The organism is Aeromonas sp. 603607 (assembly GCF_049171595.1).
Taxonomy (GTDB): domain Bacteria; phylum Pseudomonadota; class Gammaproteobacteria; order Enterobacterales; family Aeromonadaceae; genus Aeromonas; species Aeromonas veronii.
Window position 1 is genome coordinate 117,576 of record NZ_JAAKOV010000014.1, and the last position, 21,445, is coordinate 139,020.

Sequence of the window (21,445 nt, forward strand, 5' to 3'; positions counted from 1 at the left end):
CGCCCCCATCCGGGGGCGTGTTGCATTTACAGGGGGAAGCCGTGCGCGGTCAGCGGATATCGACCCGCATCAGGGGAGAGGGGGCGTTGTCGACAAAATGGTGCCAGATATGGTCGTAGAGCGCCTTCTGGCCGGGGAAACTCACCAGCGCCTTGGCCTCGGCCAGGGAACACCAGCGATAGTCTGTGTGCTCGTCGTTGAGGGTCACCGCCTGATTGGGCGGGCAATAGATCACAAAGACCGGCACCACCTCCACCGTATTCAAGCTCGCCTCGTAAAACTGTTCCAGATACTGGCCGTTGTAGAGTTCGGTGACCCTGATCCCCGTCTCTTCGCCAAACTCCCGAATAATGGTCTGCCAGCCGGTTTCACCCGCCTCCACCGTGCCCGCCACATGGCACCAGAAGCCTCCCTTGACCCGCTTCATCACCAGCAATTTTGTTTCGCCATCGACAGTGGTGAGGGCAACGCCAGAGACGGCCTTGCAGCGAATGGGGATCATGATCTTCTCTCCGGATTTGGGCTCTGTGATAGCCATGAACAGTGTGACGGCGTGTTAATTGAAATACGCCTCGGCGGGCAGGCCCATGACCTCTATTTAATTCAGGCCATTTTTGGCCAGATAGTTGGCCACCAGATTGAACCCCACCCAGTAACCGGCATATTTGGGAAATGGCCGGTTATCACGGCAGTAGAAAAAGTCTAAATAGTTGAACTGCTTGCTGGATAGATGGGGCGTCATCTCTGCCAGGAGCGATTGCCAGTCATGGTGATGAGACTCCTTGAACAGCGAGGGGAGTGTGCCACCATTGAACCTCTGCTCAAAGTAGCAGGCCAGCCCTTCAAAAATCAGGTTTTCGGCCAGTGTTTCTGCTTCCACTTTGTTCTTCTTTTGCACGATATGGTGGACTTCGTGGGCCAGCACGGCAGGCAATTCGGTGATGATCACCTCTTTGATGTCGGGCCGTTCCAGATCAAGCTGGAGTTCTATTCGATACATGTTGATGGCCCAGCCACCGATACCCGAATCGGGAGCATCCCCCTCGGCAAAAGGGCTGAAGGTGACATCCAGTTGGGAGAGATCGAACAAGGCATTCAATTTGTGCGCCGTCTCGGCAAAAACGTGCCTAATGGTGTCATCGAGCCCATCGAATTTGCCCGAGTCGTTTAACAGGGTGAGTTGCATCCAGACATCCTTGTCTATTGAAAGAGAGTGCTGAGCCACTTGCGTGGTCGCGGCGCCATATCACCACGATTACCCTCATTCAATCAAGGGGTTACCCGCCCATTATGCTTGCCGTCTGGATCGCCTCGATCAGCGCGGCCCGGTTGATGCGAGGGCGCTCGCCATCGAGCAGTTGCTGCCACAGCGCAATGGCCTGGCTGTAGCGGCCATGCAGGAAGTGATCGGAGGCGAGCAGCATCAGGGCGCTCACTTCCCCCGCATCCTGCTTGAGGGCGCTCTCCAGCAGGCGGGTTGCCTCGGGAGTCAGCTGCTGGCCCGCCTGATAGTAGAGTACGGTGGCTTGGGCGGCCTGGGTCGCCGCGCTGGCGCCCCCCTCCAGCAGAGCGAGACGCTGGTAGGCGAGCAGGGCGTTGTCATATTCACCCCGATAGAGATAGAGCTGGCCGAGCGCCGCCCAGCTGTCGAGATCGGCGGGGCTGCGCTGAAGCTTCTGATGTAGACTCCCCAGCTCCTTGTCCTGCAGATCCCGCGGGCTCAACCCCGCCAGCGGATCGGGACGGGATGCATAATCCTGCCATGCCTGATAGCGGCCGCTGCTGAAATACACAGCGGCAACGGCCGCGATGGCCATGATGCCAAGCAGCAACAAGGTCCGCCCGTGCTGGTTATTGCGGCCGCGATTGTCACGCTGGCTGGCCAGTTGCGTGCGCAGGGCCAGCTCAGCCGCCGGGATGGCGTTGGCCAAACGGGCGGCGCTCAGCTCCCTGTAGAGTGGTTGGTCGGGGGAGAGGCCTGCCTGCTCCCCGTGCATGATCAGCAAATTCAATTCGCTGCGCGGATCGGCGGCGGGTTGAGGGGGGGCCTCATCGATGGCCTTAACGGCAGGGATGGGTTGCGCCTTTGTGCGTGTCAGGCGGTGAAACAGGATCAACAGTGCCAGCCCCAACAGCAGCAGGGGGCCGCCCCACAGCAGCGCCGTGCTGCTCTTGAAGGGGGGATCGTAGCGGACGAAATCGCCGAAGCGCTCCGTCATGCGGGCGATCACCTGCTCATCAGACTGCCCCTCGTCCACCCAGCGGTAGACCTCTAGCCTCAGATCCCGCGCGATGGGGGAGTTGGACTCCACCAGGTTCTGGTTCTGGCACTGGGGGCAGCGCAGGGCGCGGGCAAGCTCTTGCGCCCGATTTTGCAGCTCGGGATGGCGAAACTGATAGGTATCGACCCCGCTGGAATATGCAGTTGCACTCAGCAGCATGCCGAGGGCCAGCAGGGCGCAGGCAAGAGAACGGCGCATCATGGCTGTGTCTCCAGAGCTGATATTGCAATAGACGGCGCAATAGATGGCGCAATTGCGGGTGCCGTTGTAGCGGCCTTTATCTGCGCATCAGTTCGCGCCTGGTCGAGCAGGGGGGCAAACTGACGTTGCCAGATCTCCCGGGTGAGCAGGCCGGTATGGCGGGTCAGCAGGGTGCCATCGCTGTCAAAGAGATAGGTCTCCGGTGTGCCGTAGACGCCGAGCTCAAGGGCCAGTTTGCCGTCGGGGTCGGCCAGTATAGCGCGATAGGGGTTGCCCGCCTGGATAAGCCAGGCGCGGGCGGCATCCCCCTTGTCCCGGTAATTGAGGCCGTAGAGGGGCACTGTGCCAGCGAGCTTGCTGAGCAGCGGATGCTCGGCGCGGCAGTTGGCGCACCAGCTGGCCCAGACGTTAAGGACAAAGGGCTCGCCCTTGAGGCTGGCAGTCTGGATCGGACTCCCATCCAGCAGATTGTTGCTTTGCCACGCAGGCAGGGTACGGCCGAGCGTCGCCTCATCCTGGCTGTAGGGATTGTTGCCAAGGCCGAGCCAAAGCAGGGCGCCGAGGCCCAGGGTCAGCAGCAGTGGAAGAAAGAGGCGCAGGCGGGATCTCATAACACCTCCTGTTCGAGCCGGGGATGGGAGGTGCCAACCGCAACGGGACGGGAGGCAAGCAAGGGGCGACGGGCGAGCAGGCGCAGGGTGCCGCCCGCCATCATCAACAGGCCGCCGAGCCAGATCCAGCGCACCAGCGGCTTGTAGTGCAGCCGCATGGCATAGGCATCTGGTCCCATCTTCTCACCCAGCACCACGTAGAGATCGCCGAGCATTCCCCACGCGATGCCGGGTTCATTCATGTTCATGGTGCGCACGCTGTAGTGACGTCGCTCTGGGGTGAGCCTGGCGATCTCTTTATCTTCTTTATGCACGCTGAGCGTGATGCGCTCGGCGGTGTAGTTGGGGCCGATGATCGGCTCGCGTCCCTCATAGCGAAATTCGAACGCACCGAGCTGGTAGGGCTGGTTGGCACTTAGCACTGTGCCTCCTTCCTGACTGTGGTGGCTCATTTGCGCGATGCCGAGGGCGCACACCGCCACCCCGAGGTGGGCCAGCAGGCTGCCGAACCGATTGAGGGTGAGTTCACGCAGCGACGTCAGTTGCAAGAGCGGGAGCAGCAGGCTGGCTATCAGCCAGAGGCTCACCATATTGGCGAGGATGCCGTTCCAGTTACCGGAAAACGATCCCTGTTCCAGATAGGCAAGGCTAATGAGCCCGCCGCCAAGCAGGCCAAACAGCGGCGGCAACAGAGCGTTGAGTCGGGAATGTGTCGCAAGCTGCTGCCAGCGCAGGCGCGGCAGTTGGGTCATCAGCGCCATCAGGCAGAGGGCCAGCGGCACGAAGATGGTATTGAAATAGGGGGCACCCACCGAGAGCGAACCCAGATGAAGCGACTGGAACACCATGGGGTAGAAGGTGCCGAGCAGCACGCTGGCGCAGGCCACGCAGAGCAGCAGGATGGCGGCGCCGAGCTGCCCCTCCTTTGACAGCAAGCCAAAGCGGGCATAGGGGGCGCGAATGTCTGCACGCAGGGCAAACAGGGTGAGGGCGCAGGTCAATAGCAAACCGAGCAGCAACAAGAGGGTGAGGCCGCGGCTGGGGTCCACCGCAAAGGCGTGCACCGAGGTGAGCACCCCGGAGCGCACCACAAAGGTGCCGAGCAGGCTCAAGGCAAAGGTAAAGATGGAGAGCAGCAGCACGGCGTGGCCGTAAGCGCCGCGCTTCTCGCAGACAATCAGGGCGTGCAGCAGGGCGGTGCCGAGCAGCCAAGGCAAGAGGGAGGCATTTTCTACCGGATCCCAGAACCACCAGCCACCCCAGCCCAGTTCGTAATAGGCCCACCAGGAGCCCAGCACGATACCGGCGGTGAGAAACACCCAGGAGCCGAGCGCCCAGGGGCGACTCCAGTGGGCCACGGCACCATCCAGCCTGCCCGAATGGAGCGCCGCCATGGCGAAGGCGAAGTTGACGGCAAAGCCGACGTAACCGAGATAGAGCAAGGGCGGGTGGATGATCAGGCCGATATCTTGCAGCATGGGGTTGAGATCGCGCCCCTCCAGCGGCCCCGGGAACTGGCGGTCAAACGGGCTGGAGAAGATCAGGGTATAGAGGGCGAACAGCCCGACGATCAGCCCCATGATGGCCAATACCCGAGTTGTAATCAGCGGATCGACCCGCCTGGAGCAAAGGGCCACCAGAGCGCCCCACAGCCCCAGCGCAAAGACGAAGAAGAGCATGGAGCCCTCGTGGCCGCCCCACACCGCCGCCAGCTTGAAGCCCAGCGGCAGGGCGCTGTTGGCGTGCTGGGCCACATAGACCAGGGTAAAGTCATCGAGGCCAAAACAGCTGGCGAGCAGCAGCAGGGCGGCCCCGAGCAGGATCGCGACCAAGAGGGCCAGCGGTGTTGCGCAGCCGAGCAACGGGCGTGAGGCGAGCCGTAATCCCAGCCAGGGCAAGGTGCCTTGCAGCAGGGCGAGTCCGGTCGCCAGCAACAGTGAGAGATAGCCGAGCTCCGCCAGCACACAACCTCCAGTCAATCATTCGTCTATGTTATGCCGCAGCGTCTGCACCGTACCGGCGCTGGGGGATAACATCCACATTCTTGGCAACAACTCATCGCAACAAATAAGCGCCAGTCACCCGAGGGCGGCTGGCGCTGGTGATCATATCTTTAAACGACCGTCATCTGGCCGGCGTAGAGCACGAAGTAGCGCAGCAGCAGGATCCCCACCAGGGTCAGGCTGCAGACCAGTACCAGATGGCCGTTTCGCTCCCGCAGGGGCGCCGGGGTCAGCAGGGCCAGCAACTGGGGCAGCAGCATGCCGATGCCCACCACCCCGACCCAGAACACCTGAGCCCAGAAGCCGCTGCCGATGGCGGCCCACATGGCAGCCTCCTTCTGGCCGCCACCGAAGTAGAGGCCGGTAAAGAAGCAGACCAGCAGCAGCATCTCCACTGCCAGCACCGGCCGCTCGAAGCGGTGGACAAAGCTCACCCCCTGGCTGTGATGGTTCTCCTTGAAGAGCGTCACCGCCAGCAAGATGGTGGAGGCGATACCGGAGCTGATGCCCGAGACCAGAAACAACACCGGCAGCACCGGGTTGTTCAACAGCGGATAGGTCTTGAGTGCCGAGAGCAGAAAGCCGGTGTAGGCCCCTAGCAGCACGGCAAGCAGCAGCAAGAGCGGCGCCAGCAGCCGTTCGATGCGGGCAAGCCAAGCGATGAGATCATCCACAAAGGCGAACTTCTCTTTCAGCAACCGGCTGCGCATTGTCTCGATCTCGGTGCGAAACACCACCGCCAGCCAGGCGAACAGCACCGCCATATAGAGCTGAAACAGCATGACCCCCATCGACATCACTGAGTCGAACTGGTAGTGGAACATCAGCTTCCAGAAGGTCCAGGGGCGGGCCAGATGGAAGATAAGGATCAGTAACCCCAGGATCACGCTCGCTGGCGCCAGAATGGCGGTCGCCTTGATGATGCCGCTCTCGCTGCCGGCCCCCTTGCTTCGCAACAGCACCGAGAGGGTGGTGGCCCCGGCGGAGATGCCGAGCAGAAAGAGATAGATGGCGATGGGCCAGTCCCACACAAGGGAGGGGAAGTGAAACGCCTCTTGCATCGTCATGACTTTATCTCCCCTTTGGGCACGCGGTACATCTTGGGCGAAGTGCCGAGCGCCTGCTTGTAGCGATAGGTGGTCTCCTTCACCAGCCGTTGGGCGATGGGGCTGTCCGGGTCATCCAGATTGCCGAACACCAGCGCCTTGGTGGGGCAGGATTCCACGCACGCTGGCTCCTTGCCCGCCGCCAGGTTGGTCTTGCGGCAAAAGTCGCACTTGTCTGCCACTCGGGTCACAGGGTTGATAAAGCGTACCTGATAGGGGCAGGCGGCGAGGCAATACATGCAACCGACGCAGAGATCCGCGTCGACATCGACGATGCCATCCTCCTTGCGGATATGGGAAGCGCCGGTCGGGCAGACATGCACGCAGGGGGCGTTGTCGCAGTGCTGGCAGGACTTGCGAAAGAAGCGGTACTCGGCGTCGGGATATTCACCGACCGGGCCTGAGCGGATGATCTCGAGGCGCGAGACCCCCTCTGGCACCTGATTCACCTCCCGGCAGGCATCCATGCAGGCGGTACAGCCGATGCAGGCCGTCTCGTCGTGGATCATGCCATAGCGGATCCCATCGATGGTCTGGCTGTGGGCGAGGGTGGTGGCAAGGGATCGGGTGTTGGCACGAGCAGCCCCCGTCATCATGATGAGGGCCCCCGCGCTCATCCCCGCCATGAAGTGACGGCGAGAGCAGCTCATTGTGCCTCCTTGCCCGAGGTGGTGTTCGCCTTGGCCTTGACGGCCTCATGCTGCTTGCTGTGGCAGTCGACGCAAAGCTTGATGCGGGACTTCTCCGGGATCGCCACCATGGGCTCCTTGGCCGGGTGCAGCTGGTGGCAGCTGGTGCAGGTGAGCTTGGTTGCGTGCACGTCGTGGGCCCAGAGCGTCTCGCGAAGCTCTTTGGGCTCGTGGCAGCTCATGCAGACCCCGTTCTGCTCGCTGATGGGATAAAGCTTGATGCTCTCTTTATCCTTCAGGCTGTGGCTGAAGCGCATCACATCCTTGACCCCTTCCCTGTGCTGGGGGGAGGGCTGGCCGTGGCAGTTGGTGCAGGTCACCTGTTTAAGGTTGTTGGGATTGGTCGCCTGACCATGCTTGCCGTGCATCCCTTCGCTCTGCTCCTTGTGACAGTCGGTGCAGGCCTTGTCGGGATTGCGTAAAAATTCCACCTCATGTGTAGCTGGAACAGGGGCTGCTGCCGGCTCGGCCGCCTGACCCTGCAGGCTGGTGAGCAGCATGGCTGCCATCAGCATCAGTCGTAAAAAATCCATCGTTAAATCACCCATAGGAAGCCTCCATCCGCTGAGGGCCCGACTTGGCGCCGGACCCGCAGGCGCCGTTACTGTGCCAGCCGTCCGGCCGCTTTGGCCTCGGCATCCCAGGCGGGGACCGTGGTCTTGAGGAATTGGGCCTTGTCGCTGTTGAACTGCTTCATATCCATGCCAAGGGCGGCTTGCGCTTTCTCCTTGGTGGAGATGTCGGGGATGGCGATCTCGTGGCTGATCCCCTTGCTGGCCAACAGGCGCGCCAGCTTGGTGCGGGCGTCAGCGGCTTTATCCAGCGCGCTGCCAAGTACCTTGAGGGCCACTTCGGGGGCGTGCATCTGCACCCCGTGGGAGGCGATGGCGTAGTCCCAGCGCCACTGGGCGTGACGGATGTCCTGCAGAATATCCTTCATCTCTGCCTCGGTGGCGCCAGCATCCCAGGCCGCCTTGGCTTCAAAGTGGGCGTGTACCAGCTGCTTCTCGACCTTCAGCTTGGTCTCGATCACCGCCTCTTTGCGCTGCTTGACGATCCCTTGCAGCATCTCCTTGCTCTGGGTGTGGCAGTTGCGGCAGGTCTGCTCGAAACGATCGAAGGGGTTGCCCACCTTGTGATCCGTGTAGACCTTGCCCTGCTCGTTCTGCACCTTGGGCATATGGCAATCGACACAGGCGACGTTGTTCTGGCCGTGAATGCCGGCGCGCCAGGTTTCGTACTCGGGGTGCTGGGCTTTCAGCATGGGGGTTTTGGAGAGGGCATGGGTCCAGTCGGCAAAGCCGATTCCATCGTAATAGGCCTCAATCTGCTCCACCGTGGTGCCCTTGTCCCAGGGGAATTTGACCGCCTTGGTGGGGCCGCTGAAGTAGTACTCCACGTGGCACTGGCCGCACACCTGGGACTGCTGATCAAAGCGCCCCTGCTCCTTGAACGGCTTGTCGATGGCTGTCATGGCCCGATCGGCATAGGGACGGGAGAGGTGCAGGGCCGGTTTACCCTCCTTGAACTCCTTCGAGGCGGTGTCGTGGCAGTCGGCGCAGCCGATGGTGTTGACGATCTCGGGGCCGCCCTTGGCCCACATCCCTTTGAAGTAGCCATCCTCACCCTGCTCGTCGATGACGCGGGCCACATCCGGGCCTTTGCAGCTCCAGCAGGCCATGGGCAGGGGGCCATCTTCGGCTGTTTTCGGGGCGCCGGTGCGCAGGGTTTCCCGCACGTCGGTCAGGGCATAGAAGTGACCGCGCGGCTTGTTGTAATCCTTGGAGAAGGGGTAGCCGGCCCAGAGCACCACCATCTGCGGATCTTCCGCCAGGGCGTCGGTGCGCTCCTTGCTCTCGCTGGTGCCTTTCCAGCTGGTGAACTGATCGGCGTGATCCTTGGCGAACAGCTCGCTGCGCGCCTCAATCTTGCCCTTGCTTTGTGCCTCGTCGGTCGCCTGTGCCCAGCCGCTGGAGCCAAGGCAGGTGGTCAGCAGCAGGGCGACGAGGCCCAGCTTGATCTGTCTGTTGCGTGAACTCACGATCATCACTCCCTAATCGATCTCATTGCCAGACCTGACAGTTCCATCCTGGATGTGGGCATTGGTTCGCCCCCGCCAAGCAGGAGCAGGCAGGCCGCTTCATTGTTATTAGTGAATAAAACCCATGTTTTTATGCGATTGCTCGAGTTGGATATTACCAAATGGGTAAAAAGAATGATGATTTATCAGAGGGGGGCTTGCGCTAGATCAATTACCGAGAGCGCCAACAGATAGAAATGAGATCCCGGTTAAATTATTAAGAAAGTCAGAATATTGGAAGTGTAATGAGTCTCTGTGGCGGGACGGAGCGACACCTGAGGTATGCCTGTGTTATTTGGCAAGGCATGCAGGGTTATCTGTCATATCAATTATCTATTTATGGGTATAAAAATAATAAATGAATAAATATTCTTTTTGAGAGGGCTGTCGGTTACAGTCTGTACGGGCCGGGCGTTCCGCCGATGGGCGAGATGGTCGGCAACATCAATGAGAGAAGCCGGCAATGCCGGCTCCTTTCAGCTCTTATCGTGATCAGATACTGTTTGGGTTGCAGCCCCAAAGGCATGGTGGTGAACCAACGAATACCCCGGCTTCGGGGTTTACACCAGCGGATATGGTCACGCTCATCTTATGCCAGAGCCCGAGCCAGCAGGTGGATTGGATGTTCACAGCGGAAGCTGGTGCTCATCTCGATCTGCCATTTGCAGGTCTCGCAGTCGGTGATCACCAGATCGGGGGAGAGGCGGTTGATTTGATCAAATAGCCCCTCGCCGATGGTCTGGCTGGTCTGGTAGTTCTCCGACTTGAAGCCGTAGGTGCCGGCGATGCCGCAGCACTGGGACTCCAGTACCGTCACCTTGACCCCGGGAATGGCGCGGAGCAATTCGAGGGTGTAGATGACGCCCCCCATTTTTTCCATGTGGCAGGGGGTGTGGTAGACGATGTGCAGATTGAGCGGCTTCATCGCCGGTTTGTTGCCCTTGTAGAACTCGTTCCACAGGAAGCGGGTCACCAGCGAGATGCGATCCCGCACCTTATGGTTGTCCTGCTCCAGCAGGTGGGGATATTCATCGCGCAGGGTAAAGCCGCAGGTGGAGGAGGTGGCCAGCAGCGGCATCTCGTTGCCCAGCAGGGAGTTCTCCATCTGCTTGATGTTGAAGGCCGCCTGCTGCTTGGCCTTGTCCATGAAGCCGTTGGCAATCAGCGGCACGCCGCAGCACTTCTCCCGCTCCAGCAACTGCACACCTATGTTCATGGCGTTGAGCACCTGCACCAGCTCCTTGCCAAGCTGCGGGTGGTTGTAGTTGACGTAGCAGCCGTGGAAGTAGGCGATTTGGCGCTCATAACGAGCCTGAGCTTCTTTTTGCTTCTTGTACCAGCCGCGGAAGGTGCCCTGAGAGTATTTGGGCAGGTCGCGGTGGGATGAGACCCCCAGCGCCTTGTCCAGCACCAGTTTCATCGGCTTGAGGCCGGTGGTGAAGTTGACCACCGGCGCCATCAGGGTAGACATGCTGCCCATCAGATCGGTGTGGGAGAGCACGAACTCGCGGATCCCCGGTTTGAAGCCGCTGTACTGGTGTTTGGCCTTGGCGATGATGTCGCCGATGCGCACCCCGCTCGGGCAGGCCACTTCGCAGCGCTTGCAGTTGGTGCAGTGCTTGAGGGCGCTATCGAACAGCTCCGGGCTCTTGATCCGCAGCCGCTCGCCATCCGGGCCCGCCTGTTTCGGGCCGGGGTAGGCGGGGTTGGCCTTGGCCACCGGGCAGTAGGCGGTACAGACGGTGCATTTGATGCACTGATCGAAAGTTTGGTTGGCGTGATCCAGTAGCATGTCAGTTCTCCTCCCGTAGGGTGTGAAGGCACGGGATATGGGACAAATAAATCATTGGGCGGCGCCCAGAATATGGCCGGCGGCCTGCCAGCCGGTGGCAACGGCGACACCTGAACCTGACCCCTCCTTGATGGGGTCATAGTGAGCCAGCACGCTGCCAGCGCCGTAGAGGTTGGCGAGCGGCTTGCCGCCACGCAGCACACGCAGCTTGTCGTCGGTCTTGACTCCGAAACCCATAAAGGGGTGGTGGTCGAACAGGCGACGACCGGCCCAGGCGTCGCGCTCCTCCAGACTCAGCACATCGGCATCGAAGATGGGTTCGCGAATGCCGCGCAGACGGGACTCCAGACCGCGGCTAAAGAAGCTGCCGGAGGCGAGCACGAAGTTGTCCGCTTCAAACAGCTGATCATCGCCATTCTGGGTGTGTACGCCGACCACCCGATCCCCCTCGTAACGGGCGCCCAGCACCCGCTCGCTGGTGAGGAAAGTGCCGCCAAGGGCCATGAAGCGGCGCTTGAGCGCCTCCTGCATCCGCATCCCGATCAGCGACGGCGGCATGGTCGCCACCTCCTTGATGGTGCAGCCGGTACGTTGCTCCAGCTCCGCCAGACGCGGGCCAACCAGCCCCAGCGACAGGCAGGCTGGTAGCACGATATGGCGGCAGTCGGGCACGCCGCTCTCCTGCACCATTCGACTGATCTCGCTGGCCAAATCGGCCACCAGATGGTGCTTGTCACACAGGCGCGCGATGTCGGCAGAGCGAAACTCATGGGGATTGCGGCTGAATTCGGCCAGCTGGGGCAGGCGGATCTCGCCAGTCAGAATGCGGCAGTGGGCGAAGCGCGGATGGGTCGCCAGATTGGCCGCCGCCAGTGCCGGATGAAAGTCGCGAAAGCCTTCGAGAGTGGCCAGCAGCAGTACATCCGGGATCGGCGCATCGGTCACGCAGGCACAGGTATCGGGGGAGAGCCAGGTACGCTTGAGGGTGCCGATGGGAGTCAGGCGCTGGTGATTGGTGTCTTGGCGAACCAGCGGCAATCCCTGCTCGGCGCAGTGGCGCTGCAGATCGGCCAGACTCGCTTCGATATTTTGCATCCCCACCTTGCTGTAGGGGTGATCCGGATGGGCTGCCATAAAGGCAGGCAGCGCAGCGCGGGGATCCCCCTCGCTTTCGAGCAGATCGACCGAGCCGGAGGAGAAGTGCAGGGCACTCTGGCCGGAGGCCATCAGCAGGGTCTTCTGGCCTGCCTCCACCAGCCGCAGGGCAGCCGAGAGTCCCGCCATGCCACCGCCGATAACGATATTGTCAAACTTCATGACGGCTCTCCTTGTGAGTGGTCTCGCTGGTTGGGCCGCGTGGGGTATCGGCAACCAGCTGCGGCGCCGTCCATTCTCCCAGGCCAAACAGCCCTTCGTAAATCCAGTAGGTGAACTCGGCCTCGCGCAGGGCATCGCCCCACAGCACCGGGCGGGTGCCCTTGTAGCGCTCCTCCAGGAACTGGCGCAGCATGACGCAGGCCTGACGACCGTCAGCCTTGCCATACTCCTGCATCAGACCTGCGGCGCGGTAGGCGCAGAGCTCGCCTTGGCAGGGGCCCATGCCGAGGCGGGTGCGGCGGCGCAGGTCGATGAGGTTGTCCACATCCAGCTCGCGCAGGGCGTATTCGATTTCGCCCGCGGTGACCATTTCGCACTCGCAGATGAGGGCGTTCGCTTTCGGATTGTCACGGAAGAAGGCGATGACCCGCTCGCCGTGGCGGTATTGGGCCGACCCTTCGGCAGGCACCGAGAGCCCCGGGGCGGAGACCTTCTCCGGATCCCGCGAGCCGGGCAGATTGAGCTCGGCGGTGCGGCAGGGCTTGCTGTTGCCAAGCTTTTTGGCCAGCAGATCGGTGGCCCATTCGGCCATCAGGCGGTAGGTCATCAGCTTGCCGCCGGTGATGGTGTTAAAGCCCTTGAGACCGTCGCGCTCGGCGTGATCCAGCAGCACTATGCCGCGGCTGATGTTGCGGCCGGTGTCGTCACCGTCCACCGCCACCAGCGGGCGAACGCCCGCGTAGGCGCGCAGCAGGCGGGTGCGGGCCATGATGGGGGCAAGCTTGATCCCCTCGCGCAGCAGCACCTCCACCTCTTCGGGTTCGACGGTGAGCTGGTCAATCTTGTTGTAATCGATGCGACTGGAGGTGGTGCCGATGAGGGAGATGGTATCGCCCGGCACCAGAATGTCCGCATCCGCCGGTTTGCGGGCGCGGTTGAGCACCAGCTGGTTGATGCGGTAATCCATAATGAGCAGGGATCCCTTGGCAGGGAACATGCGGATGCCGAGATCGGCGTATTCGCAAATTTGCTGGCCCCAGATGCCGGCGGCGTTGATCACCTCCTGACACTCCACCTCGAACGCTTCGCCGGTGCGGGTGTTGATCGCCTTGACCCCGTGTACCCGATCCTGAGTGCGCAAGAGTCCCAGCACCTTGCAGTGGGTGAAGATGCGCGCGCCGTGCTCTTTAGCGTCCAACACGTTGGCGGCGGCGAGGCGGAACGGGTCGACCGTGCCGTCCGGCACATGGATGGCGCCGATCATCGCCGGGTTGGCGTTGGGCTCCATGCGCAGGGCTTCACCGGGATCGAGCTGGCGGGTTTCGATACCGGCCAGGGCGCAGGCATCCATAAAGGTGGTTTGGAAATTGATGTCATCTTCCGGCAGGGTGAGGAAGAGGCCGCCCGTGTCTTCGACACAGTGGCTGGCAATCCGCTTGAGGATGCGGTTTTCCTGGATGCATTCGCGGGCGGACTCCTGATCCGTCACCGCGTAGCGGGCACCGGAATGGAGCAGGCCGTGGTTGCGGCCGGTGGTGCCGGCGGCGATATCATCGCGCTCGAGCAGGATGCAGTCGATGCCGCGCAGTGCGCAATCGCGCATGATGCCGGCCCCTGTGGCACCGCCGCCTATGATGACGACTTGTGTAGTTATTCTTTTCATTGTTGCCCGTCTCATCTCTTCCAGATGAGGCCAGTGTGGCCTACTTCTGAGTGGAAATGTTTGATATGGGCCAAATTTGCGCTCGCAAACGCTCATTTGCTCGCGCGTTAATGAGCATTATGTGACATTTGTCACGCTTGTTATCGCATCGGTTTGTGGGCTGGTGGCGAATAACAGGCACAAAAAAGGGGCATCGGATGCCCCTTGTCACTGTTTGACGAGTCTGGTGGGTGTGTTAGGGGTCAGCCGCAGCACTTTTTGTGTTTTTTGCCGCTGCCACAGGGGCAGGGATCGTTGCGCCCCGCCTTGAGGGGCGCCGGATCCTGCTCTCCCTCGGTGTAGACCCAGCGGCCCTGATAACGCACGAAGCGAGAGCGCTCATGGAGGCAGTGACGCTCATTCCCTTCCAGAAACCAGGCTTTGAACTCCACCATCCCGGTTTCATCCTCCGGGCCGCCCTGGCTGGCGATGATTTCGAGACCATCCCAGCGGGTTTCGATGCGTGAAAGCTCTTCGGCGGTGAGACCGCCAAGGTGGGCCGGGTGCCAGCTATAGACCAGATACTCCCCCAGACCAAGCACAAAAGCACTGTAGCGCGAGCGCATCAGCTGCTCCGGGGTGTCAGCCACCGCGCCACTGTGACGTAAGCCACAGCACAATTCGAGAGAAAGGGTTGAGCCGCAAGGACAAAGATTCATGATTTTCACGTTCTGGCCGATTTGTTTAAGGGAATTGTAACGAAAGCTGGGCTCGCCCTGCCAGCACCTATACTGATGGGTAAGCAAGGAATTCCAATAAAAACAGCTGCAAGGATGTGAAAGATGACGCTAAAACAGAAAATCCTGTTATTGGGTGCAGTACCCGTGCTGCTGATGGCCCTGGTGGTCAATCTCAGTAACTACATGGTCTCCAAGAGCGACCTGGAGTCTGAGCTGGTGGTGGCGAGGGAGAATGCCATCAAGGAGCGTAAAGCGCTGCTCAGCAGTTACATCATGATGGCCAAAACCGCCGTCGATGCCGTTTATGCACAGCCGGATTCTCCGGAAAATCGTCAGAAGGTCAAAGAGCTGCTCAGGCCGTTGCGTTACGGCAGCGATGGCTATTTCTTTGTCTATGACTTCGAGGGCAATACCATATTGCTGCCTACCCGTGCCGAGCTGGAGGGAAAAAATCGCTGGAACGACAAGGATGCCAAGGGCAAGTTGCTGATCCAGGACATTATCAAGGTGGCCCGTCAGGGGGATGGCTTTGCCGAGTACTGGACGGCCAAACCTTCCATTGGTCGTGATGCTCCCAAGCTCGCCTACAACATTGCGCTCGACAAATACCAGTGGGTTATCGGTACCGGTTTCTATATCGATGACATCGACAACGAGCTGGCGGCCCTGCGCGCCGAGCGCGAAAGCAATATGCACGAGTCGCTGCAGAGCAGTGTGCTGGTGATCTTGCTGATCCTGGGTGTCACCCTGGCGGCGACCGTGATCGTGGGGAATCGGGTTACCAAGCCGCTGGCTGATGCCGTGCTGGCATTGAACGATATTGCCAATGGTGACGGGGATCTCACCCAGCGCCTCAAGGTGCAGAGCGACGATGAGATTGGCCAGCTGGCCAGCGCCTTCAACCGCTTTGTCGAGCGGATCCAGTCGGTGGTGAGTCAGGTTGGCGAGACCAGTAACCATCTCTTCACCGCTGTTGACAAGCTGCACCATCTGAGCGAGCACTATGACCAGCAGATGCATGGCCATAGCCGGGAAACCGATCAGGTGGTGACTGCGGTGACCGAGATGAGCTCCACTGCCCAGGAGGTGGCGGCCAGTGCTTCCAACGCGGCGACGGCAACCAGTGATGCCGCCCGTGAGTCCGACGCAGCTCGTGGTGTGGTCAGTACGGCTATCAACAGCATCAACCGACTGGTGGGGGAGGTGCATACTGCTGCTGGCGTCATCGCACAGTTGGCCCAAGAGACCGCCAAGATTGGCTCGGTGGTGGAGGTCATTCGCGGCATTGCCGAGCAGACCAACCTGTTGGCGCTGAATGCCGCTATCGAGGCGGCCCGTGCCGGTGAGCAGGGTCGCGGCTTTGCGGTGGTGGCGGATGAAGTGCGTTCGCTGGCCGGTCGTACCCAACAGAGCACCAAAGAGATCAATGAGATGCTCCAGCGCTTGCAAGGGGGGGTGAAGCAGGCGGTGGATGTGATGCAGGCGAGCGAGGATCGCAGTCAGGAGACGGTGCAGGAGGCAAGCCATATTGCCAGCTCCCTCGACAGCATGGTGATGGCGGTCAGTACCATCAACGATATGAATATCCAGATCGCTACCGCCGCCGAAGAGCAGCATGCGGTGTCGGAGGAGATCAACAAGAACCTGGTAGCGATCCAGCAGATCGTCAGCGAGCTGACCGACGCAGCCATGGAGTCCAACAGCACCACCCGCGATCTGGCCAATACCGGTGACAAATTGCGCAAACTGGTCTCCCAGTTCCGTTATTGAGCCCGACCATCTCGGTGATATTCACTCAACAATGCGGTCTGAACCCCGGTTCAGACCGCGCTTTATTTGGGGATCGAGCAATAATGTGTGAAAATCGGTGGCCCCAGTTTCAGCCCTTAATCCATACCCTATGAATGAGATCGTGAAAGGCAGTATCGATTTGATCCGTCAGCTCAACTATGGCCTGGTCTATGCCAGTCTGGAGGAGCACAAGGAGCTGTCGCGCACCGATCTCTCCCGCCTGACCGGCCTCTCGCCTGCCAGCATCACCAAGATCACTCGTGAACTGCTCGATGGTGGTCTGGTGGTGACCTGTGGCGAAAGTTCGGTGGGGCGCGGTCGTCGTCAGACCCTGCTGCGCATCAACGAGCGCCGCTTCCAGTTTCTCTCCATGCGTCTTGGTCGTGGTTACGTGGATATGGCGCTGTTCGACTTTTCAGGCCGCTCCCTGGCCCGCCATCGCCACCTCTTTACCGAGCTTGAGCGTAACGACCTGCTGGGCAGCTTAGTACATGCGATCCAGGGGTTCTTGCCGAGAAAGTCCCTCAATCTGGCCTGTATCGCTCTCTGTCTACCCGGACAGGTAGAGCGTCACTCCGGTATGGTCAAACATTTCCCCTTCTATGATCTGCGCAACTGGCCGCTTGGGCCGACCTTGCAGGAGGTGTTCTCGGTACCTGTGCTGGTGAGTGGTGATGTGCGCACCTGGATCCAGGCAGAGCGGGAGTGGGGGGCCGCCAAAAATTGCGCCGATGCGGTGCTGGTGTTTGTCCACAACGACATCGGGGTTGGCATGGTGGTCAATGGCCAGCTCATCGAGAGCGAGAATGCGCTGCTCGGGGATCTCAGCCACCTGCAGCTCGAGCCCTATGGCCAGCGCTGCTACTGCGGCGGCTTTGGCTGCGCCTGTACCCTGGTGACCAATCAGGCGCTGGAGGCGCAATACCGGGATCTGCGCGAACGGATGCAGGAGCACGACTTGCCCGAGAGCGTCACCATCCGCGAGCTGTGCGAGCTGGCGCTGGCGGGCAACGGCCTCTGTCAGGATATTCTCCATCAGGCGGCGGGCCGCCTCTCCAAGGTACTCTCCAATCTCATCTGCCTGCTTAATCCGGGCAAGCTGCTGCTGGGGGGCGAGATCACCCGTGCCGATCGGCTGCTGTTCCCCATGCTGCACCAGTCGCTGGCCAGCCAGTTGCCCGCCGAATATCTGGTTCGGCTGCAGATTGAATCCACCCACTTCTACGAAGATCCCACCAAGCCCACCTCGGTGCAGGTGCACAAGGCGCTGCGCGATGGCAGCCTGTTGCTGGAGCTGCTGCGCAGCTGTCAGGAGTCGTAAGACAAGAGGAGTTGGCGCAGTGTCTGGCGAAAAGGGCAGGGATTGCTGTTCCGCCAGCGCGTAACTCGGTACAATCTTGCGCTTTTCCGGCAGTCCCCCTGTTATCGCGCCCTGTGGCGCCATGACATGTTGGCACCGCTGCCGTTCCTGTTTTGACTCCAGTTGTGAACCTAGATGAAGCCTGTTCCTGATCACGCCGTCAACCGCCTGCGGGCCTGGCGCAAGAGTATCTCTACCCGACCGTTTCTTGCCCGTGGCGGCACTCTGGCCCGCTGTCCGGCCTGTCAGCTGCGCGAGGATTGGTGTGCCTGCGAGTGGCGCCCCGAACTCAAAGCAGAGGCAGGTTTCTGCCTGCTGATGTATGACAGTGAGCCGATGAAACCCTCCAACACCGGTCGCCTCATTGCCGATGTGTTGCCGGACACTACCTGGGCGTTTCTCTGGTCACGTACCCAGCCCCATCCCGAGCTGCTGGCCCTGCTGGCCGATCCAGCCTGGCAGCCCTATGTGGTCTTTCCCGCTTGCGAGAAGGAGCCTGCCCGCCTGACCGGCGAGGTGACGCTGGCACCGGGTAAAAAACCGCTCTTTATCCTGCTCGATGGCACCTGGCCGGAGGCGCGCAAGATGTTCAACAAGAGCCCCTATCTCGACGGATTTCCGGTGCTCGCCATCAAGCCCGATGCGCTCTCGACCTATGGCATGCGGGTGGCCAACAGCGAGGAGCACCTCTGCACCGCCGAAGTGGCGGCCTGCGTGCTGGAAGTGGCGGGAGAGCTCAAGGCGGGGCAGGCATTGCAGCACTGGTTCAATCTGTTCAGCAGACGCTACATGGCCGGTCGGGTCAGCCGTTTCCCCGGTGCCGATGAGGATCATCTATGTGAGGCGCTGGCGGCCATCAAGGAAGCGGAAGTCCCGTCACCCGCGCTGTAACGGGCCCTCTGAGGGTTGGGGCAGGGGCGTGGCCGCTCAAATTAATGAAAATCAGGAATCAATTGGCTGCCACTGTTTCGTTAGATTCATGGTCAGTGGCCCGCTAGGATAGCGGACAGCCTGTGCTCCCCGCACAACGTCGTTTTGGTGTTCTCCGGTTGCCCAACCCCTTAGGGCAACCCACTCTCGTGAGGTCTATGGATGGAATTGGAACTGGTTACCCTGTTTGCCCTGTTCGGTGTAGCGCTTGTCGCCGGCTTTATCGATGCCATCGCCGGTGGCGGCGGTCTGCTGACGGTGCCAGCGTTGCTCGCCACCGGCATGCCGCCCGCGCTGGTGCTCGGCACCAACAAGCTGCAGAGCAGTTTTGGCTCCTTCTCCGCCACCTGGTTCTATGCCCGCAAGGGGCTGCTGGAGTGGGCCATGATCTGGCCTGCGGTGATCTGCACTTTTATCGGTGCGGCTATCGGCACGCTGGCGGTGCAGACCATAGACGCCGCCATTCTCGAGCGCCTGCTCCCTTTCCTGCTGATGGCCTTTGCCTGCTACTTTTACTTCTCGCCGCGGGTAAGCGATGCCGAGAGCTCCCGCCGTCTGACTCCCATGCTGTTTGCGTTGCTGGTGGGGGGCGGTGTCGGCTTTTATGACGGCTTCTTCGGGCCGGGCACAGGTTCGTTTTTTGCCATCGGTTTCGTAGCGCTGGCGGGTTTTGGCATGGCGCGCGCCACCGCCCATACCAAGCTGCTCAACTTCACCTCGAATATCGCCTCCCTGCTGTTCTTTGCGCTCGGTGGCAAGGTGGTGTGGAGTGTCGGTTTTTGCATGGCGCTGGGACAGTTTATCGGCGCCCGCTTTGGCTCCAAGATGGTGCTGAAAAAAGGGGTGAAGCTGATCAAGCCACTGTTGGTGACCGTCTCCTTGCTGATGTCTGCCAAGCTGGTGTGGAGCCAGTATCCGGAGCTATTTGCCTGGATCTGAGTTGCGGGGAGTGTACGACGAATCGGATGTTTACGGGGCCCTTGGGCCCCGTTGTCATATCTGGTGTTTTACAGCGCTAGCGCGGTGTGTCGCTGCAGTGGCGAAAGTGTTGGTGCAGGGCGCTCACCAGCCTGGCGATCCGCTCTCGCTTTAGGCTGTTTGGTCGGTAGACCAGATGCAGGGGACGGCCTAGCCCGGGCAGTGGGCGCGCCATCTCCCCCTGTTCTCCCACCAGCCCCAGCAGGCCAGCGGGGAGCAGCACAGGGCCAATGCCTGCCTTGGCGAGTTCGATGAGCGCCAGATAGGAGTCGAGCTCCATGGCGGGCTCCAATCCCATATCTGCCAGCGGTTCGCGAAGGTAGCGGTTGGAGGGGTTCTCCAGATCCATGGTGAGGATCTTGCGCCTGCTTTCTGCGCTGGCTGGCGGCAGGCTCTGCTGCGCCTCGCCAACCAGATAGAAGGGCTCCTCAAGCAGCAGATCGGCGCCGAGGCCATGGCCGGGTGGGAGCCGACCGGCGCAGATGCCGAGCAGGGCATCACCGCTGCGCACCCGCGCCAGAATGACCGGGGTGTGGTGGGTAGAGAGGGCAAGGTGGGGATCGCGCTCCAGATAGTCGCGCATAAAGTGGGCGAGATAACCCGCCAGCAGGGTTTCGGAGCAGGCGATGGGGAGGGGGCTCTGATCCGCCAGATCCTGACTATCGGCAAGCACCCCCTTCATTTCGGCCAGACTCGGGGCCACTCGTTCCAGCAGCTCCTTGGCCTGCGGGGTGAGGCGGATCTGGCGCCCCTCCGGCTCGATCAACTTCTTGCCAAGGCGCTGCTCCAGCTGGGCAATCCGCTTGCTCACCGCCGACTGGCTGATATAGAGGCGGCTGGCCACCTTGGCCATGGTCCCTTCGCTCGCCAGCAGGCTCAGCGTCTCCAGCCCTTCCAGTAACATCTCGCCCCCTTGTTTATCGCCATCAGGATCGTCACAGATTGATCAGCGCTACCTTAGGGGCTGACTGCCTCAGGAGCAAGGTTCGTTTGCTGCCTTGGCCGGTCGAATGCGCCATTCGCTGAGGGGCGGAGCGAAGATCACCAGATTGCCGATCAGGCTGATCACCACTCCGGCCACCGAGACCGGCTGCCAGACAAAACCTTCGTAAAAGGTGGAAAGGGTAAGCGCCACCAGCGGAAAGAGCACGGTGGCGTAGGAGGCCTTGCTGGCCCCGATGCGCCCCACCAGGGTCAGGTATGCGGTAAAGGCGATGACCGAGCCAAACAGGGCGAGATAGACCATGGCCGCCAGATAGTGGCTGTCGGTCGGCACCACCAGCTGCTGACCGAGCAATGTGACCCAGCCCAGCAACAGCACCACGCCGTAAACCATGCCCCAGGGCACCATCTGCAACACATGGTAGCCGTGGCGCTGGCCGCGGGCCGAGACCAGATTGCCCAGCGAAAAACAGAGGGTGCCGCCACAGGCGAACAGCAATCCCTTCCAGCCGTTTGCACCCAGTTGCGCATCTGCCAGCACCGGCCAGAACAGCAACAGGGTGCCAAAGAGCCCCAGTAACGACCCTTGCAGCCAGCGCATGCTCGGACGTTTGCCCTCGAACAGCCAGAGGTTGAGGCCGTTGAAGATGCTGGCACTGGCGAAGATCACCGCCGACATGCCGCTCGGGATGTAACGGGTGGCGTGGTAGAAGCAGAGAAAGTTGGTGGAAAAGAGCAGGGCTCCGAGCAACGCGGCGTAACGCTGGCCGTGCAAGGGGAGGCGTGGAAAGCGGCCGCTGGCGGTGAGCAGGGCAAACAGTGCCACCGCTGCCAGCAGGAAGCGGTAGAGCACCGACACCTCGATGGGGATGGGGCCAAGTTGCCAGGCGATGGCAATCCAGGTGCTGCCCCAGATAAGTACGGTGGCAAGATAGAGCATCAGATTCATCACAGTTCCGGTGAGTCAGGGAGAGATGACCC

The 21,445-nt window shown here is 61.1% G+C and carries 19 protein-coding genes; 4 read left to right on the top strand and 15 right to left on the bottom strand.

Going from position 1 to position 21,445, the window contains the following annotated elements; translation table 11 throughout:
- Window positions 1-49 precede the first annotated feature (49 nt).
- The 13 genes from G5315_RS14390 to G5315_RS14450 form a co-directional block, all read right to left on the bottom strand.
- Window positions 50-502, bottom strand: coding sequence for an NUDIX hydrolase (locus tag G5315_RS14390; RefSeq protein WP_421333261.1), 453 nt, complete (start codon window positions 500-502; stop codon window positions 50-52).
- Between the two features lie 96 nt (window positions 503-598).
- Complete coding sequence (locus G5315_RS14395; RefSeq protein WP_421333262.1) at window positions 599-1,186, bottom strand: DUF2268 domain-containing putative Zn-dependent protease; 588 nt, start codon at window positions 1,184-1,186, stop codon at window positions 599-601.
- A 91-nt stretch (window positions 1,187-1,277) separates the two neighbouring features.
- Window positions 1,278-2,483, bottom strand: coding sequence for a heme lyase NrfEFG subunit NrfF (gene nrfF / locus G5315_RS14400; RefSeq protein ID WP_421333263.1), 1,206 nt, complete (start codon window positions 2,481-2,483; stop codon window positions 1,278-1,280).
- On the bottom strand, window positions 2,480-3,094 hold the full coding sequence (locus G5315_RS14405) for a DsbE family thiol:disulfide interchange protein (RefSeq protein ID WP_421333264.1): 615 nt from the start codon (window positions 3,092-3,094) through the stop codon (window positions 2,480-2,482). Before G5315_RS14405 ends, nrfF begins: the two co-directional genes overlap by 4 nt.
- Window positions 3,091-5,058 carry a heme lyase NrfEFG subunit NrfE gene (gene nrfE, locus G5315_RS14410; protein ID WP_421333265.1) on the bottom strand — a complete coding sequence of 656 codons (1,968 nt, stop codon included), beginning with the start codon at window positions 5,056-5,058 and terminating at the stop codon, window positions 3,091-3,093. The genes G5315_RS14405 and nrfE overlap by 4 nt, the downstream gene beginning before the upstream one ends.
- 149 nt (window positions 5,059-5,207) lie before the next feature.
- Complete coding sequence (gene nrfD / locus G5315_RS14415) at window positions 5,208-6,164, bottom strand: cytochrome c nitrite reductase subunit NrfD (RefSeq protein WP_421333266.1); 957 nt, start codon at window positions 6,162-6,164, stop codon at window positions 5,208-5,210.
- On the bottom strand, window positions 6,161-6,853 hold the full coding sequence (gene nrfC / locus G5315_RS14420; protein ID WP_421333267.1) for a cytochrome c nitrite reductase Fe-S protein: 693 nt from the start codon (window positions 6,851-6,853) through the stop codon (window positions 6,161-6,163). Before nrfC ends, nrfD begins: the two co-directional genes overlap by 4 nt.
- On the bottom strand, window positions 6,850-7,440 hold the full coding sequence (gene nrfB, locus G5315_RS14425; protein ID WP_421333268.1) for a cytochrome c nitrite reductase pentaheme subunit: 591 nt from the start codon (window positions 7,438-7,440) through the stop codon (window positions 6,850-6,852). Before nrfB ends, nrfC begins: the two co-directional genes overlap by 4 nt.
- A 53-nt stretch (window positions 7,441-7,493) precedes the next feature.
- Window positions 7,494-8,939 (bottom strand): ammonia-forming nitrite reductase cytochrome c552 subunit, encoded by a 1,446-nt coding sequence (gene nrfA / locus G5315_RS14430; protein ID WP_421333269.1) that lies wholly within the window; start codon window positions 8,937-8,939, stop codon window positions 7,494-7,496.
- A gap of 622 nt (window positions 8,940-9,561) precedes the next feature.
- Window positions 9,562-10,764 carry an anaerobic glycerol-3-phosphate dehydrogenase subunit GlpC gene (gene glpC, locus G5315_RS14435; protein WP_421333270.1) on the bottom strand — a complete coding sequence of 401 codons (1,203 nt, stop codon included), beginning with the start codon at window positions 10,762-10,764 and terminating at the stop codon, window positions 9,562-9,564.
- Window positions 10,765-10,815: 51 nt separating this feature from the next.
- Window positions 10,816-12,081 (bottom strand): glycerol-3-phosphate dehydrogenase subunit GlpB, encoded by a 1,266-nt coding sequence (glpB, locus tag G5315_RS14440; RefSeq protein ID WP_421333271.1) that lies wholly within the window; start codon window positions 12,079-12,081, stop codon window positions 10,816-10,818.
- The gene (glpA, locus tag G5315_RS14445) at window positions 12,071-13,744 is read right to left on the bottom strand and encodes an anaerobic glycerol-3-phosphate dehydrogenase subunit A (protein ID WP_216953483.1); all 1,674 of its coding nucleotides are present in this window, start codon (window positions 13,742-13,744) and stop codon (window positions 12,071-12,073) included. The genes glpB and glpA overlap by 11 nt, the downstream gene beginning before the upstream one ends.
- Before the next feature lie 242 nt (window positions 13,745-13,986).
- Window positions 13,987-14,442 carry a YchJ family protein gene (locus G5315_RS14450; protein WP_216953484.1) on the bottom strand — a complete coding sequence of 152 codons (456 nt, stop codon included), beginning with the start codon at window positions 14,440-14,442 and terminating at the stop codon, window positions 13,987-13,989.
- Between the two features lie 123 nt (window positions 14,443-14,565).
- Here G5315_RS14450 and G5315_RS14455 point away from each other — a divergent pair, with 123 nt between their 5' ends.
- From G5315_RS14455 to G5315_RS14470, 4 genes are all read left to right on the top strand, one after another.
- Window positions 14,566-16,233: a methyl-accepting chemotaxis protein gene (locus G5315_RS14455; protein ID WP_103251177.1), complete on the top strand. Its 1,668-nt coding sequence runs from the start codon at window positions 14,566-14,568 to the stop codon at window positions 16,231-16,233.
- A gap of 130 nt (window positions 16,234-16,363) precedes the next feature.
- On the top strand, window positions 16,364-17,575 hold the full coding sequence (locus G5315_RS14460; RefSeq protein WP_164536668.1) for an ROK family transcriptional regulator: 1,212 nt from the start codon (window positions 16,364-16,366) through the stop codon (window positions 17,573-17,575).
- Between the two features lie 174 nt (window positions 17,576-17,749).
- Window positions 17,750-18,505: a tRNA-uridine aminocarboxypropyltransferase gene (locus G5315_RS14465; RefSeq protein ID WP_337072865.1), complete on the top strand. Its 756-nt coding sequence runs from the start codon at window positions 17,750-17,752 to the stop codon at window positions 18,503-18,505.
- A 201-nt stretch (window positions 18,506-18,706) separates the two neighbouring features.
- Window positions 18,707-19,483 (top strand): TSUP family transporter, encoded by a 777-nt coding sequence (locus G5315_RS14470; protein ID WP_005333472.1) that lies wholly within the window; start codon window positions 18,707-18,709, stop codon window positions 19,481-19,483.
- 76 nt (window positions 19,484-19,559) lie between these two features.
- Here G5315_RS14470 and G5315_RS14475 read toward each other — a convergent pair whose 3' ends face one another.
- Window positions 19,560-20,426 (bottom strand): LysR family transcriptional regulator, encoded by an 867-nt coding sequence (locus tag G5315_RS14475; RefSeq protein WP_337072864.1) that lies wholly within the window; start codon window positions 20,424-20,426, stop codon window positions 19,560-19,562.
- Between the two features lie 69 nt (window positions 20,427-20,495).
- The gene (locus tag G5315_RS14480; RefSeq protein WP_337072863.1) at window positions 20,496-21,413 is read right to left on the bottom strand and encodes a DMT family transporter; all 918 of its coding nucleotides are present in this window, start codon (window positions 21,411-21,413) and stop codon (window positions 20,496-20,498) included.
- Window positions 21,414-21,445: the final 32 nt, after the last annotated feature.

Bases quoted from the DNA above. Each gene is read 5' to 3' on its own strand.
- nrfB (WP_421333268.1), bottom strand. From the start codon at position 7,440: ATGGGTGATTTAACGATGGATTTTTTACGACTGATGCTGATGGCAGCC.
- nrfC (WP_421333267.1), bottom strand. From the start codon at position 6,853: ATGAGCTGCTCTCGCCGTCACTTCATGGCGGGGATGAGCGCGGGGGCC.
- G5315_RS14405 (WP_421333264.1), bottom strand. From the start codon at position 3,094: ATGAGATCCCGCCTGCGCCTCTTTCTTCCACTGCTGCTGACCCTGGGC.
- G5315_RS14390 (WP_421333261.1), bottom strand. From the start codon at position 502: ATGATCCCCATTCGCTGCAAGGCCGTCTCTGGCGTTGCCCTCACCACT.
- G5315_RS14395 (WP_421333262.1), bottom strand. From the start codon at position 1,186: ATGCAACTCACCCTGTTAAACGACTCGGGCAAATTCGATGGGCTCGAT.
- nrfA (WP_421333269.1), bottom strand. From the start codon at position 8,939: ATGATCGTGAGTTCACGCAACAGACAGATCAAGCTGGGCCTCGTCGCC.
- nrfD (WP_421333266.1), bottom strand. From the start codon at position 6,164: ATGACGATGCAAGAGGCGTTTCACTTCCCCTCCCTTGTGTGGGACTGG.
- G5315_RS14475 (WP_337072864.1), bottom strand. From the start codon at position 20,426: ATGTTACTGGAAGGGCTGGAGACGCTGAGCCTGCTGGCGAGCGAAGGG.
- G5315_RS14460 (WP_164536668.1), top strand. From the start codon at position 16,364: ATGAATGAGATCGTGAAAGGCAGTATCGATTTGATCCGTCAGCTCAAC.
- glpA (WP_216953483.1), bottom strand. From the start codon at position 13,744: ATGAAAAGAATAACTACACAAGTCGTCATCATAGGCGGCGGTGCCACA.
- glpB (WP_421333271.1), bottom strand. From the start codon at position 12,081: ATGAAGTTTGACAATATCGTTATCGGCGGTGGCATGGCGGGACTCTCG.
- G5315_RS14450 (WP_216953484.1), bottom strand. From the start codon at position 14,442: ATGAATCTTTGTCCTTGCGGCTCAACCCTTTCTCTCGAATTGTGCTGT.
- nrfF (WP_421333263.1), bottom strand. From the start codon at position 2,483: ATGATGCGCCGTTCTCTTGCCTGCGCCCTGCTGGCCCTCGGCATGCTG.
- glpC (WP_421333270.1), bottom strand. From the start codon at position 10,764: ATGCTACTGGATCACGCCAACCAAACTTTCGATCAGTGCATCAAATGC.
- G5315_RS14465 (WP_337072865.1), top strand. From the start codon at position 17,750: ATGAAGCCTGTTCCTGATCACGCCGTCAACCGCCTGCGGGCCTGGCGC.
- G5315_RS14480 (WP_337072863.1), bottom strand. From the start codon at position 21,413: ATGAATCTGATGCTCTATCTTGCCACCGTACTTATCTGGGGCAGCACC.
- G5315_RS14470 (WP_005333472.1), top strand. From the start codon at position 18,707: ATGGAATTGGAACTGGTTACCCTGTTTGCCCTGTTCGGTGTAGCGCTT.
- G5315_RS14455 (WP_103251177.1), top strand. From the start codon at position 14,566: ATGACGCTAAAACAGAAAATCCTGTTATTGGGTGCAGTACCCGTGCTG.